The following is a 14,927-nucleotide window of genomic DNA, read 5'->3' as shown; positions in this document are numbered from 1 at the left end:
ATAATTTATGGGTGTTGACAAGATAAAAAGAAGTTACCGCAAAACGAGATATATTCTTTACAAAGAAACTTTAATCAATTCTAAAGAGATATTTTGGTCATTTTTAGGCTCATTTGTAGGTATCGGATTAATTGCCTTTGTACAAACTCAACATTTCTCAGGTTCAGATTTAGTGTACTTAATTGGATCCTTTGGAGCTTCGAGTGTTTTGGTTTATGGAGAAGTTAGAAGTCCATTTTCACAACCCCGTAATCTCGTTGGCGGACATGTTATTTCTGCATTCGTAGGGGTTACAGTGCAACAACTCGCACCAGATATTATCTGGATTACTGCTCCTTTGGCAGTATCGTTTTCTATTGTTTGTATGCAAATAACGAGAACTTTGCATCCACCAGGGGGAGCAACCGCACTTATAGCAGTTACAGGTTCTAGCCAGATTAAAGATTTAGGATATTGGTATGTTTTTTCTCCAGTATTAACAGGAGTTACGATATTACTTATTATAGCTTTGATATTTAACAATCTTACTTCGTATAGAAAATATCCAAGTCATAATAAATACCATAATACATATCATAAATTCCGAAGAAGGTTGCAAAAAAAAGTTACTCCCAATACTTAAATAATTGACATCGTTAATAATTATTTTGTGTTAAATAATAACAGCGAAAATATAACTTCCGTAATTTTGTAAAACTATGAAATTACGAAGTTTAAATAACGACGGCACAACCCTAGAATTTTACATTCCGGATTATTCATCAAAATTAGAAATTCCTTTTTTTGATGTTGGAATTAGTGCTGGATTTCCATCACCTGCAGATGATTTTATCGAGTTAACAATAGACCTTAACAGAGAATTTGTTAAAAATAAAGACACTACTTTTTTTGCCAAAGTAAAAGGGCATTCTATGAAAGATGTTGGAATAAACGATGGTGATTTGTTGATTATAGACAAAAGTTTAGAACCTCAAAATAATAAAATTGCAGTTTGTCAAGTTGATGGAAAATTTACTGTAAAACGTATTAAAATAGAGAAAGATAGTGTTTGGCTTATTGCTGAAAACGAAGATTATGAACCCATAAAAGTAACCTCAGAAAATGAATTTCTGATTTGGGGAATCGTAATTCATTCGATAAAATCTTTTTAGTTATTAATAGAATAGAACGCGGAGTAAATCCATTTAATCAACATACAATTTAGAGGTGTAGTTTTAATTTCAGATACTATAAAATGTTTGCTTTAGTCGATTGTAATAATTTTTATGCCTCTTGCCAAAGGGTATTCGAACCACATTTGATAGGAAAACCAGTTGTTATCCTTTCTAATAATGATGGTTGTGTTATTGCGCGCTCTGACGAAGCCAAATTAGCAGGAGTTCCAATGGGAGCACCAGCATTTAAATTTGAAGCATTATTTAAAGAAAAAAATATTTTCGTGTATTCATCTAATTATGCTCTATACGGAGATATGAGTAATCGCGTAATGAATTTGCTTAGAGCTTATACTCCCGACATAGAATTGTATAGTATAGATGAAGCCTTTTTAAAATTTACTGGTTTTGAATTGTTTGATTTGAATGAGATGGGAATCAGTATGCAAAAAAAGGTTACAAGAGGTACTGGAATTCCTATCAGTATCGGTTTTGCACCAACAAAAGCTTTAGCAAAAGTAGCTAATAAAATTGCTAGAAAATTTGCCGAAAGAACTCAGAATGTCTATACAATTGACACTGAAGAAAAAAGAATTAAAGCGTTAAAGTGGACAAAAATTGAAGATGTCTGGGGAATAGGGAGAAAGCATGCTAAGCGCCTGAAACAGAAAAATGTCTTAACAGCATATCAATTTACACAATTATCGGATGCTTGGGTTCGTAAAGAAATGGCAGTAGTTGGGCTGAGATTAAAACATGATTTAGAGGGCAAGCCAACACTTGATTTAGAAGGGCCTCGAAGCAAAAAAATGATTGCAACCACCCGTTCATTCGAAACTAAATATACTACTTATGATGAAATTTCGGAAAGAGTAAGCACTTTTACAGCTTCGTGTGCCGAGAAATTAAGACGTCAGAATTGTCATTGCAATATGGTAACGGTTTTTATTCAAACTAACTATTTGGCAAACGACCAATCACAATATTCACGTAGTATTACCATAAATACAGATTTTCCCACTAATTCAACAATTGAGTTGAATCAAGCAGCACAAAAAGGATTAAAGGAAATTTATAAAACAGGATATTCATATAAAAGAGCAGGAGTTATTGTTATGGGCTTAACGCCAAATGACGAAACACAGCTTAATTTATTTAGTACTTCCAATCCCAAACATCAGCCCTTAATGAGTGTTATCGATAAAATGAATTTAAGCTACGGGGATAACAAAGTTAAATTTGGAATGCAATCATTAGGACGACAATGGAAAATGAAACAGGATAGATTATCCCCAAAATTTTCAACTAAACTAAAAGATGTTATTACGATAGAAGTGTAATTGAGTATATTTTATATCATTAAAAAAAATATATTGTATCTTTGGATTTCAAAAAATTAGATGATTTCAAAAACGCACATACTACTTTTTATTCTCTTGATTGGCTTTTTTTTCTTGCCAATTCAAGCAGAGGCATGTGGAATGAAATCTGAAAAAAAGAAGCATACCACTGAAAAAGTGCAAACAAAAACGACTGATGATTGTTGCAATTCTAGTACGAATAACAAAGGAAAAGAGGGTTGTAATGATAAATGCAATCATTCTAACTGCCGTTGTGTTAGCATTATTTCAGTACTGACTTTCGAAAAGTGGAATGAAAACACATTGAATTGTTTTAATTTTTCGAATAAAGAAGAGTCTTATTATCTTCATACAGCCGATTTATCTTCCGGCTTTTATACTATTTGGTCTCCACCAAAAATAAGCTAAAAGTTTTCTGTGACAGCCATAAGTGCGTCTAATAGAAAAATGGTAACTTTAGGTATTTTAATAAACAACATTATTAACGTTCAGGGGTTTATGAATCCTTGATACATAATTTATAAAAAAATGAAATCAATAAAAACAGTATTGATAGCAGTCGTTGCATTGCTATCATTCACATCTTGTGATGCAAAAATAAAAAATGCAAAAACCGAAACAGTAAAAATATTTGGTAACTGCGGAATGTGTAAAAAAGTAATTGAAAAAGCAGGAAACTTAAAAAACATTGCTGAAGTAGATTGGAATGAAAAAACTAAAATGGCAACGCTTACTTATGATGCTATTAAAACAAATAAAGATGAAATTTTAAAACGTATTGCATTAGCAGGATATGATAGCAATGAGTTTCTAGCTCCAAACGATGTTTATGCAAAACTTCCTGAATGTTGCCAGTACGAACGAAATAATAAAAAAATGGCAATGGTTACTCCTGTAGAGAAAATGGATCATGATGCGCATTCAAACCACAAAATGACTTCTTCAGATGTTGATCTAAAAGAGTTTGTTTTAAATCCAGTTTTTGAAGCTTATTTCGGAATCAAAGATGCATTGGTAAAAACTGATGGAGCTACAGCTTCGGCAAAAGCTAAAATATTAGTAGCTGCTATAAATGGAGTGAAAATGGAAAGTTTGCCAATGGACGTTCATATGGTTTGGATGAAAGTTTTAAAAGACTTAAAAGAAGATGCAGAACATATTGCAGATACTAAAGATGCTGCACACCAAAGAGATCATTTTAATACATTGTCTAAAAGTGTATACGCTTTATTAAAAGCTTCAAAAACGGGAGAAACGACCTACTATCAATTTTGCCCAATGGCAAATAATGGGAAAGGTGCCAATTGGTTGAGTAAAGAAAACACAATTAAAAATCCATATTATGGTTCAAAAATGTTGAGCTGTGGTAGTACTGTAGAAACTATCAAATAAATGAAGCTATACATTAAAAACATGGTTTGCAGCCGCTGTAATATGGTCGTGAAGTCTGAGTTGGAAAAACTCGGGCTTCATCCGATTACTGTTGAACTAGGAGAAGTCGAAATACAAGAAGCAACAATTGACTCTTTAAAAGAGGACTTAGTGAATGTCTTACACTCTTTAGGTTTTGAACTTATTGATGATAAAAAAAGTAAGATTATTGAGAAAGCCAAAACATTGATTATCGATTTGGTACATCATAAAAATAATGATCTTAATTCCAATTTATCCCATTATTTGGCAAATGAACTGCAACACGATTATAATTCGTTGAGTAATCTTTTTACAGAAGTAGAAGGGACAACTATTGAAAAATATTTTATCTCTCAAAAAATTGAAAAGGTAAAAGAGTTACTTATATATGATGAGCTAAATTTAAGCGAAATTGCTTATCAGCTTCAATATAGCAGTGTGGCACATTTGAGTAATCAATTCAAAAAAGTAACTGGGTTTTCTCCAAGTTATTATAAACAGCTTAAAGGTAAAAAACGGAAACAAATAGAAGATTTGTAAATTTTATAAATCATAACCAGAATTGTGCAAACTTATAGAAGCATTATTTTAGAGCTTTGCTATGTTAAAAATCATAAAAAAATAAAGTTATGACTCATACGTATACAATCACTGGAATGACTTGCGATGGATGCCGTTCTAAAGTAGAAAAAGCATTAAATGCTATTGAAGGAATTGAGGCAAATGTTACTTTAAATCCTCCATTAGCGACTATTACAATGGAAAAGCATATTCCAACAGAACAACTACAAGAAGCTTTAACAGCTGTTGGAAAGTATACTATTGAAATGGCAATGAATCATGAACACGAGAAACCTGCAGTCAAATCATGTTGCAGTACAACTGCAGGTCATGATCATAAAAAAGTAGTTGTGCCACATAATCATGCAGGAGGGAAATATTATTGTCCGATGCATTGTGAAGGTGAAAAAATGTATGATAAAGCTGGAGACTGCCCTGTATGCGGAATGGATTTAGTACAAGAGCCAGCCGCTATTCAGGTTCAGCAATATACATGTCCGATGCATCCAGAAGTGATAACTAATGGACCAGGTTCATGCCCAATTTGTGGCATGGATTTAGTACCCATGGAGCCAACGGATACAGAAGAAAATAAAGTATATAAAGAGTTGTTGTTTAAAATGAAAATAGCAATACTCTTTACTGTTCCTATCTTTTTTATTGCCATGATTGAGATGATGCACGATAATCCGTTACTTAAAATAATGGATGTTGGGAAATGGAATTTAGTACAATTGCTCTTCTCGCTTCCCGTGATGTTTTATGCAGGCTGGATGTTTTTTGTTCGTGCATGGAAATCAATAGTAACTTGGAATTTAAATATGTTTACCCTTATTGGAATTGGTACAGGGGTAGCATTTTTGTTTAGCATTGTAGGAATGTTTTTTCCAGATGTTTTTCCAGATGAATTTAAATCAGAACACGGAACAATTCATCTTTATTTTGAAGCAGCAACAGTAATTATTACGCTGGTTTTATTAGGACAATTGTTAGAAGCTAGAGGACACAGTCAAACAAGTGGTGCCATAAAAGAATTATTAAAATTAGCTCCCACAGAGGCAACTTTGGTTATTGATGGAGTTGATAAAGTAATTGCTATTCATGATATTAAAAAAGGGGATTTACTACGTGTTAAACCAGGAGATAAAATTCCGGTAGACGGAAAAATTACAGATGGAGAAAGTACGATAGATGAATCTATGATTACAGGTGAACCGATTCCTGTAGATAAAAAGCTAGGTGATGCAGTATCTTCAGGTACTATAAACGGAAACAAATCATTTATTATGATTGCAGAAAAAGTAGGCTCAGAAACCTTGCTTTCGCAAATCATACAAATGGTTAATAATGCGAGCCGTTCAAGAGCTCCGATTCAGAAATTAGCAGATAGTATAGCAAAATATTTTGTTCCAATTGTTGTTGTTATTTCGATACTTACCTTTTTTATCTGGGCTAAATTTGGTCCAGAGCCAGCAATGGTTTACGGATTTATTAATGCTATTGCAGTATTAATAATTGCTTGTCCATGTGCATTAGGACTGGCAACACCAATGTCTGTAATGGTAGGAGTAGGTAAAGGTGCTCAATCAGGAATTCTGATAAAAAATGCAGAAGCTTTAGAGAATATGAATAAAGTGAATGTTCTGATTACTGATAAAACTGGAACAATTACAGAGGGAAAGCCTTCGGTAGAAAAAATTGTTGCACTACAATATTCAGAGGACGAGTTACTACAACATATTGCATCTTTAAATCAGTATAGTGAACATCCTTTGGCAGAGGCAGTAGTGAAATTTGCAAAAGCTAAAAATATCTCTTTGATAAAAGTTGATGATTTTGAAAATATCGCAGGTAAAGGGGTTATCGGAACTGTTGTCGATAAGAAGATTGCATTAGGGAATAAAAAACTAATGGAACAAGTAGGAGCAGCTATTTCTGATACTATTGAAGAAAGGATAGTTACTGAGCAAAAATTTGGAAAAACAGTTTCTTATATCGCAGTAGATAAAAGTGTAGTAGGGTTTGTAACGATAACCGATGCTATAAAAGCAACTAGTGCAGCTGCTATAAAAGAATTAATGCGTCAAGGAGTTGAAGTAATAATGCTTACAGGAGATAATATAAATACCGCCAAAGCAGTTGCAGACGAATTGCATTTGACTTCTTTTCAAGCAGGTTGTTTACCAGAAGATAAATTAAAAGTAATCGAGAAATTACAAGCTGAAGGAAAAGTTGTAGCTATGGCAGGAGATGGTATAAATGATGCACCAGCTTTGGCACAATCAGATATCGGAATTGCAATGGGAACAGGAACAGATGTTGCGATAGAAAGTGCTAAGATCACTTTGGTAAAAGGAGATTTACAAGGAATTGTAAAAGCCAAAAACTTGAGTCATGCTGTAATGGACAACATCAAGCAAAACCTATTCTTTGCTTTTATATACAACGTATTGGGAGTGCCAGTTGCAGCGGGAGTTTTATATCCGTTTTTTGGAATATTACTTTCTCCTATGATTGCTGCTTTGGCAATGAGTTTTAGTTCAGTGTCAGTTATTGTGAATGCATTGCGATTAAGAAGTCTAAAACTTTAAACGCTAAGAGATGAAAAATTATTCAATACTTATATTGTTGCTTTTTGCGATAAGTACGACGGCACAAAAAATAGTGAGATATGATTTATATGTAAAAGATACGTTGGTAAATTTCACAGGTAAATCAAAAAGAGCAATTGCAGTTAATGGACAAATTCCTATGCCAACGCTCACTTTTACAGAAGGAGATATTGCCGAAATTCATGTGCATAATCAATTAAAAGAAGCAACTTCCCTGCATTGGCATGGGATATTCTTACCAAATCAAGAAGACGGAGTTCCTTTTCTTACCCAAATGCCAATAAAACCAGGAGAAACACATGTGTATAAATTTCCTGTTATTCAAAACGGAACACATTGGTATCATAGCCATAGCGGTATGCAAGAACAAATTGGGATGTATGGTTCATTGGTAATGAAGAAAAAAACGGATGATCCTGATTTCAGAAAAGGAATTGACGATTTGCCAACCTTTCCAGTTATTTTGAGCGAATGGACAGACTATAATCCAGATAATGTACATCGAATGTTGCATAATGCTTCGGATTGGTTTGCAATTAAAAAAGGGACAACTCAAAGTTATACTGAAGCTATAAAAGCGGGTCATTTTAAAACCAAAGTCAATAACGAATGGAAACGTATGTTGGCAATGGACGTAAGTGATGTATATTACGATGCATTTTTAATTAATGGAAAAAAAGAAAGTGAATTTCCTGGGCCTTTCAAAGCAGGAGATAAAGTTCGTTTGAGGATTTCTAATGGAGGAGCATCTTCTTATTTTTGGTTGACCTATGCAGGAGGAAAAATAACTGTTGTAGCCAATGATGGAAACGATGTGGTTCCTGTAGAAGTAGACCGATTAATTATTGGAGTATCAGAAACCTATGATGTTGTTGTAACGATTCCAGTTGATGATACTGCTTTTGAGTTTTTAGCAACGCCTGAAGACCGAACAAAATCAACTTCTATTTATTTAGGAAAAGGGATAAAACAATTAACAAGTCCATTGCCAAAACTTGATTATTTCGAAGGAATGAAAATGATGAATGGCATGATGAACATGGATGGAACCATGAATGAGATGGGAATGGGCATGAGTTTGCAAAAGATGGATATGAATGCAGTAATGTATCCTGAAATAACTGGAAGTGCATCTAAAGAAATGAAACATACTTCAGAAGAACCTATGAAAATGGATGCTGATGAGAAAATGGATCATTCAAAGCATCAAATGGATAGTTCTGCAGATATTGTAACATTAAATTACAGTATGCTCAAATCACCAACTGTAACTACATTACCAAAAGATGCTCCAGTTAGAGAATTACGTTTCGAATTAACTGGAAACATGAATCGGTATATGTGGAGTATGGACAATAAAGTATTGTCAGAGTCAGATAAGATTTTAATAAAAAAAGGAGAGACTTTACGAATTGTATTATATAATAATTCGATGATGCGACACCCAATGCACTTGCATGGTCATGATTTTAGAGTGTTAAATGGTCAGGGTGAATATTCACCATTAAAAAATGTTTTGGACATTATGCCAATGGAAACTGATACAATTGAGTTCAGTGCAAATGCCGATGGAGATTGGTTTTTTCATTGCCACATTTTATATCACATGATGGCGGGAATGAATCGTGTTTTTAGTTATGAAAACTCAGCACCAAATCCGTTATTACCAGATAAAGAATGGGCGTATAGAGAGTTGCAGAAAGAAAGTAATATGAGTCATCTGATGGCTGAAAATGATTTTGCAACCAATGGGAATGACGGTAGAGCAATGGTGCAAAATGCACGTTGGAGTTTTGGTACAGAATGGAGATTAGGGTATAATGACAAACACGGTTATGAAACTGAAACCCACATTGGGCGGTATATTGGTAAAAATCAATGGTTCATGCCGTTTATAGGATTTGATTGGCGTTATAGAAAATTTGGACATGATGAGGTCGAAAAAAATGCCTTTGGACAAAAAAACACTAAAGACAATCGTTCGGTATTAAGTATTGGTGCCGATTATACATTGCCTTGGTTGATAATAGCTCAAGCCGAAGTCTTTACAGATGGGAATGTACGATTCCAGTTATCCAGAGAAGATATTCCGATTTCGCCAAGATTACGAATGGCTTTTATGGTCAATACAGATAAAGAATATATGGGAGGTTTAAAGTATATCCTAACTAAGAATTCTGGAATTTCAACACATTATGATAGTGATATGGGTTGGGGATTTGGCTTAACGCTTAATTATTGATTATTGTGAAATGTGAGAGGTAAAATGTTAGATGTGAATCATCTGATAAGAATAAAAAAAACGACATTCAGAAATTATTTCCGAATGTCGTTTTTTACTTTAGTAGCTTTAAGTGCTATAAATTATATAGATAACTTTTTTTACGAATGATTTTTCCGTTCTCAGTTTCTTTAAATTTAGGAACAAAAATAATTTCTTTCGGTTTTTGATACTTATCGAGACTATCAAAGATTGCATTGTCAACAGGATGTTTTTCGCCTTCGATAACCAAAACTAATTTTTCTCCAAGAGCAGTATCTGGAACACCGATTACAAAATAACGAGCATCTATTTTTCCAGAAAGTTTTTCTTCAATTTGCTCAGGAATCAATTTTATTCCGCCACTATTGATAACATTGTCAATTCTTCCTAAAAAGATAAACTGATGATCGTTTACCAATTCTACTATATCATTGGTAACGATTGTCTCGCTAGAAATTGTTGGGGCATTAATAACAAGGCAATTTCTATCGTCTTGAGATATTTTTGCATGAGGTAAAACAGTAAATGCTTTTTCGCCAACTTGTTTAGCCGCAATATGTGTAATGGTTTCGGTCATGCCGTAAGTTTCATACACCTTTGTTTTTAGTTTGGACACACTTTTTATAAGAGTGGCATCCATTGCAGCGCCACCTACAATAAGTTTCTTTACATTTTTAAGTGCAGCTAAGGAATTTTGAACCTGTAAAGGAACCATTGCTACAAAATCGTATTTAGTGTTGTTGTTTGTGAGAGGATGAAGGCTAGGTGCAACAAAATCTACATCCAATCCTAGAATCAAACTTCTTACAATCATCATTTTTCCAGCAATATACTGGGTAGGTAAGCAATGTAATGCTTTGTTTCCTGGATGTAAATCAAAGAAATCTCCCGTTGCAAGAGCCGATTCAATCATGGCTTGCTTTTCTAGCTTTATTACCTTTGGAGCTCCTGTTGTACCAGAAGTTGTTATCTTGATGTATGATTTATTATCAAACCAATCTAGAATGAATTCTCCAATGGCTCTTTCGTATGCTTCGCCTTCTTTTACGAAGCTATACGCTATCTGAGACAAGTCTTCTCCATTAAAATGGTCTCCATTTAGTTTGAAGAAATTGTGAACGTTTTTATATGTTATTTTTGACATTTGAATTTGGTTATAGTTTAATTGTTTCAGACTTAATCTTTGATAACGATTTTACCCGTTAATTTTTCTTTCCAATTCGTCCAGTTGTATTTTTTGCTAAAAATAAATAGCATGATAGGATAAATGATAATTACTGGTAAAATAACATCGATGCCAGCAGAAGGGTCGGAGATGTCTTTAAAAACAGAATGTGTTTGGAATACGGACCAATCGGCAGTAACCAATAGTGCACCCACTAAATTATTGGCAGCATGAAAACCGAGTGCCAGTTCCATACCTTCATCCATTAAAGTTATAATTCCTAAAAATAAGCCAGTACCAATGTAATATACCATAATGATGTAGCCCATCTTAGAAACCTCAGGGTTAAAAATATGCATTACCCCAAATATAGAGGAAGTCATTATTAACGGAAACCATTTATTTCTAGCCAAATTTGCAAATCCCTGCATTAAATAACCACGAAAAACATATTCTTCGGTACTGGTTTGAATAGGGATTAAAATAGTAGCAATTATGAATAAAATGGCAAAGGGAACAGGTTTGAAATTAATTACAAAGTCTTCAGGACTTAGGTAATAAAGTAAAACGGTTAGTATAGCTGTAAAAACTCCCCAAAGTACAAATGAAAACAAGATGCGACTCCAATCTACTTTTGGTCTAGAGGTAGTTACTGATAAAAGGGTTTGATGATGGATATAGCGTACAACAAAATATACTCCAGCTAAAGCAAATACAAACGAAATCAAGATGAGAAATAACGTTACATTAGACTCGAAAATTTTCATTATACCAGCTTCGCTAGTTGGATACGGAATTTTATTAACAAGAGTTTGATATAGAATAGCAAGTGTAAGTGGAATTTGACCAATAAAAGAGGCCGATATTATAAAGGCAGATCCTAGTAAGTATTTCCAAAATTTGTTTTCTTTTTTAACTCCTTGTTCTAAAAACATGTATTTAAATTTAAAATAGTACTTCGATTTATTGCATAAATCTTATTTTTGCTTGCACTAATTTACCTTTTTTTATTTTAAATATGTTTACTTCTTTAAAAAAATAAAAATGATACAAATATATCACAATCCACGTTGCGGGAAATCAAGAAATTGCCTGGCTTTTATCGAAAACACAAAACAAGATTTTGAGATAATCCCTTATCTTACCGAGACACCTTCATTTGATGCATTAAAAGAATTGCTTCAAAAATTAAGTCTGAAACCGATAGAATTAGTTAGAACTAAAGAAAAAATTTGGACAGATAATTTCAAAAATAAGCCCTTAACAGATACCGAAATTATACAGGCAATGGTTGATAATCCGATTCTAATCGAAAGACCAATTGTGGTTAAAGAGGGAAAAGCTATCATAGGAAGAGATTTAGAATTGGTAAAGCCTTTTTTAGAAACATTATAAAGAAGCCCGTTAACATATTATTATGATTTTTCATTTTAAACCTACAGTTACATTTGCAGTCTAAAAGCCAAATAGAAACTACCAAAAATGAAAAAAAATCAATTAATCCTCATGCTTGTATTCCTTTTTACAAGCATGCTAAGTTTTGCTCAGCAGCCAGGTGCGCAAAGACCAAAAGTTAAAGTTACTGGAAAGGTTGTTGAGAAAACAACAAACCAACCACTTGAATATGCCACAATTACTTTGGTAAATGCCAAAAATCCCAAAGCACTTGCAGGAGGAATTACCAATAATAAAGGAGAATTTAGTGTAGACGCTGCCCCAGGTGTTTACGATATTAAAATTGAGTTTATTTCATTTAAGGTAATTGAAATCAATCAAAAGAAGATTACAGATAATATCGATTTAGGGCAATTTGCTTTATCAGAAGATGCAAATCAACTTAATGAAGTTGTAGTTCGTGCTGAGAAATCTACAGTCGAAATAAAACTAGACAAGAAAGTATATAATGTAGGTCAGGATATGATTGTAAAGGGCGGAACGGTAAGTGATGTTCTTGACAATGTACCATCTGTTTCTGTTGATACAGAGGGAAATGTAAGTTTAAGAGGAAGTGATAACATTCGTATTTTAATTGATGGAAGACCGTCAAACGCTATAAATGTTGCCGAAGCATTGCGTCAGATTCCAGCGGATGCAATTGATAAAGTTGAGGTAATCACAAATCCTTCTGCACGTTATGATGCCGAAGGAGGTTCAGGGTTAATAAACATCATCCTTAAAAAAGGAAAAAACCAAGGTTTTAATGGAACTTTTATTGCCTCAGGAGGAATTCCAGAAGCGTATGGAGTTAGTGCAAATGCAAACTATAAAACCGAAAAATTAAACTATTTCACTACAGCAGGATATAACCACAGAACAAATGAAGGTGGAGGTTTAACTAATTCAGAGTATTTTAATCCTGACGGAACAACCAATCGTTTTCTAGATGAAGATAGAGATACTAAAAGAATCAGAAATGGTTTTAACGGAAGAGCAGGAGTAGAATGGGTAATTACTCCAACTACTTTTTGGACAAATGCGATAAATTATCAAAAGAATTCAGGAGACGACACAGACTTGATTAACTATAATAATTTTGATGCAGGACGTAATTTTACAAAAGCAACCTACCGTTTGAATGATGGTGTTTCAGCTAGTGAAAATGTAGAGTACACATCAAATTTGATAAAAAACTTCAACGACAAAGGACATAAGCTTACTGTAGATGCATCGATTTCTCGAAATACAGATGATAACAATAGTATAATCACAGGAACTCAAGGGTTTAATAATACATTAAATGATCAGGTTCAAAAGCAAGTACAATTACAAGCAGATTATGTACTTCCTATAAGTGAGGGAAGCAGGTTTGAAGCAGGATATAAAGGAAGTTTTGGGGATTTGAATAATAAATATTTTGTTTTAGATGATCAAGAAGCAAGAATAGATGCTTTATCAAACACTTTAGAGTATAAAGAAAACATAAATGCACTTTACACGCAATTTGGATCTAAAATAAAAGATACTAAGTTTTCATATCTTTTAGGATTGCGTTGGGAGGATACTAATATTGAAGTTAATTTATTAGATACTAAAGAATTCAATACTAAGAAATACAACAACTTGTTCCCAAGTGCATTTCTTAGTTATGAAATATCAGATCAAAGTAATTTTACAGCTAGTTATAGCAAACGTTTATCAAGACCAAGAGGACGTTTTATGAATCCAGCAGCAAATTACTCAAGTAATATTAATATTTTTCAAGGAAACCCAGACTTAGATCCATCACTAACTGATAAATATGATATCGGATATATCAAGCGTTGGGATAAAGTAACTTTTAATACTTCAGCTTATTTCGAAGATACAAAAGATGTATTTAGTTTTGTACGATCTCCTACAGGTAGATTCGAAGATGGAATTCCAGTTATTTTGAGCAAACCAATTAATTTAGGAAAAGAACAAAAATTCGGTTTCGAGTTCACACTGAATTATACGCCATTTAAATGGTGGAGAGTAAACAGTAACTTTAATCTTTATAACGTAAAAACTACAGGTGAGCATAGTTATATTGATGCAAACAATGTTGTTGTTGTGCAAAACCTTGACAATAAAGCAAATTCATGGTATGCAAGAATCAACTCAAAATTGACTTTACCATACAAAATCGATTGGCAGTTAACAGCGATGTATAATGGAGAGCAAAAAACAGCTCAAGGTAAAAACTTAGCTATGTTTGGTATGAATACAGCTTTTAGCAAAGACATTCTTAAAGATAAAGCAACAGTAGCATTTAACATAAGTGATATCTTCAATTCTAGAATAATGAAATCATATACTTATTTAGAGAATCAAACTTCGTATGGAGAAATGCAATTCCGTAAGAGACAGTTTAATTTATCATTTACTTATAGATTCAATAAGCCTAAAAATGAAAAAGAAAAAGGGCCTAAGAATGATGGTGAAGGTGGAGGAGAATTTCCTGGATAAGGAAATCAGTAGATAAAAAAAAAAAGGACTCGTGAAAACGGGTCCTTTTTTTATGTAGTAATCAAATTAATTTTAAATTGATTGCTCTTTCTTTGCTTTTCTTTCTTTGTACATTTCCCATAAAGCTCCACCAATCCAATATTGAACGAAACCTACAAGAAAAAACATTAACCAAAACCCTATAGTTAGAATGGTTAAGAAAAGTAAAAAGCCTAAATACTGTGAAAATTCAAACATGTTTTCCGGAATTTTTGAATGTAGGCACAAATGTATGCCTAATATTTTTTCTTACCAATAAAAAACCAAATCAATTTTTATAAAATAGTAATTATCCGTATTTTTGAGGTCAATTTAAAATGAATATGCCTAGAATTTACTTCTGGAGCATCCCGATAGCTGTCGGGACCGGAAATTCATCATTTTTTTGGACTAAAAAGCCCTAAAAAAAGGATGTCGCTTCCATCTGGACTG

13 protein-coding genes are annotated in these 14,927 nt (G+C 33.2%); 10 read left to right on the top strand and 3 right to left on the bottom strand.

The window, feature by feature from the left end:
• Nucleotides 1–7 precede the first annotated feature (7 nt).
• From LNQ49_RS06875 to LNQ49_RS06840, 8 genes are all read left to right on the top strand, one after another.
• The gene (locus LNQ49_RS06875) at nucleotides 8–622 is read left to right on the top strand and encodes an HPP family protein (protein WP_229987938.1); all 615 of its coding nucleotides are present in this window, start codon (nucleotides 8–10) and stop codon (nucleotides 620–622) included.
• Nucleotides 623–698: 76 nt separating this feature from the next.
• Nucleotides 699–1,151, top strand: coding sequence for a LexA family protein (locus LNQ49_RS06870; RefSeq protein WP_229987937.1), 453 nt, complete (start codon nucleotides 699–701; stop codon nucleotides 1,149–1,151).
• Nucleotides 1,152–1,234: 83 nt separating this feature from the next.
• Nucleotides 1,235–2,494, top strand: a complete 1,260-nt coding sequence (locus tag LNQ49_RS06865) for a Y-family DNA polymerase (protein WP_229987936.1) — start codon at nucleotides 1,235–1,237, stop codon at nucleotides 2,492–2,494.
• A 60-nt stretch (nucleotides 2,495–2,554) separates the two neighbouring features.
• The gene (locus tag LNQ49_RS06860; RefSeq protein ID WP_229987935.1) at nucleotides 2,555–2,923 is read left to right on the top strand and encodes a hypothetical protein; all 369 of its coding nucleotides are present in this window, start codon (nucleotides 2,555–2,557) and stop codon (nucleotides 2,921–2,923) included.
• Nucleotides 2,924–3,043: 120 nt separating this feature from the next.
• On the top strand, nucleotides 3,044–3,907 hold the full coding sequence (locus LNQ49_RS06855; protein ID WP_229987934.1) for a DUF3347 domain-containing protein: 864 nt from the start codon (nucleotides 3,044–3,046) through the stop codon (nucleotides 3,905–3,907).
• Nucleotides 3,908–4,468: a helix-turn-helix domain-containing protein gene (locus LNQ49_RS06850; protein ID WP_229987933.1), complete on the top strand. Its 561-nt coding sequence runs from the start codon at nucleotides 3,908–3,910 to the stop codon at nucleotides 4,466–4,468.
• A gap of 89 nt (nucleotides 4,469–4,557) precedes the next feature.
• On the top strand, nucleotides 4,558–7,080 hold the full coding sequence (locus tag LNQ49_RS06845; RefSeq protein WP_229987932.1) for a heavy metal translocating P-type ATPase: 2,523 nt from the start codon (nucleotides 4,558–4,560) through the stop codon (nucleotides 7,078–7,080).
• 10 nt (nucleotides 7,081–7,090) lie between these two features.
• Nucleotides 7,091–9,343, top strand: a complete 2,253-nt coding sequence (locus tag LNQ49_RS06840) for a multicopper oxidase domain-containing protein (protein WP_229987931.1) — start codon at nucleotides 7,091–7,093, stop codon at nucleotides 9,341–9,343.
• Nucleotides 9,344–9,458: 115 nt separating this feature from the next.
• On the opposite strand, the gene LNQ49_RS06835 is transcribed toward LNQ49_RS06840, so the two are convergent.
• Nucleotides 9,459–10,508, bottom strand: coding sequence for an AMP-binding protein (locus LNQ49_RS06835; RefSeq protein WP_229987930.1), 1,050 nt, complete (start codon nucleotides 10,506–10,508; stop codon nucleotides 9,459–9,461).
• A gap of 32 nt (nucleotides 10,509–10,540) precedes the next feature.
• On the bottom strand, nucleotides 10,541–11,464 hold the full coding sequence (locus LNQ49_RS06830) for a CPBP family intramembrane glutamic endopeptidase (protein WP_229987929.1): 924 nt from the start codon (nucleotides 11,462–11,464) through the stop codon (nucleotides 10,541–10,543).
• Nucleotides 11,465–11,573: 109 nt separating this feature from the next.
• Here LNQ49_RS06830 and arsC point away from each other — a divergent pair, with 109 nt between their 5' ends.
• Both arsC and LNQ49_RS06820 read left to right on the top strand, forming a co-directional pair.
• A complete protein-coding gene (arsC, locus tag LNQ49_RS06825; RefSeq protein WP_229987928.1) occupies nucleotides 11,574–11,924 on the top strand; it encodes an arsenate reductase (glutaredoxin) in 351 nt (116 codons plus the stop codon).
• 87 nt (nucleotides 11,925–12,011) lie between these two features.
• Entirely contained in the window at nucleotides 12,012–14,456 is a 2,445-nt protein-coding gene (locus tag LNQ49_RS06820; RefSeq protein WP_229987927.1) for a TonB-dependent receptor, read from the top strand.
• Between the two features lie 72 nt (nucleotides 14,457–14,528).
• On the opposite strand, the gene LNQ49_RS06815 is transcribed toward LNQ49_RS06820, so the two are convergent.
• Nucleotides 14,529–14,693, bottom strand: a complete 165-nt coding sequence (locus tag LNQ49_RS06815) for a hypothetical protein (RefSeq protein ID WP_035621077.1) — start codon at nucleotides 14,691–14,693, stop codon at nucleotides 14,529–14,531.
• Nucleotides 14,694–14,927: the final 234 nt, after the last annotated feature.

This window comes from Flavobacterium pisciphilum (assembly GCF_020905345.1).
GTDB classification, from domain to species: domain Bacteria; phylum Bacteroidota; class Bacteroidia; order Flavobacteriales; family Flavobacteriaceae; genus Flavobacterium; species Flavobacterium pisciphilum.
Note: the sequence above shows the minus strand (reverse complement) of the source record. Positions and strands in the feature narration are given on the sequence as shown.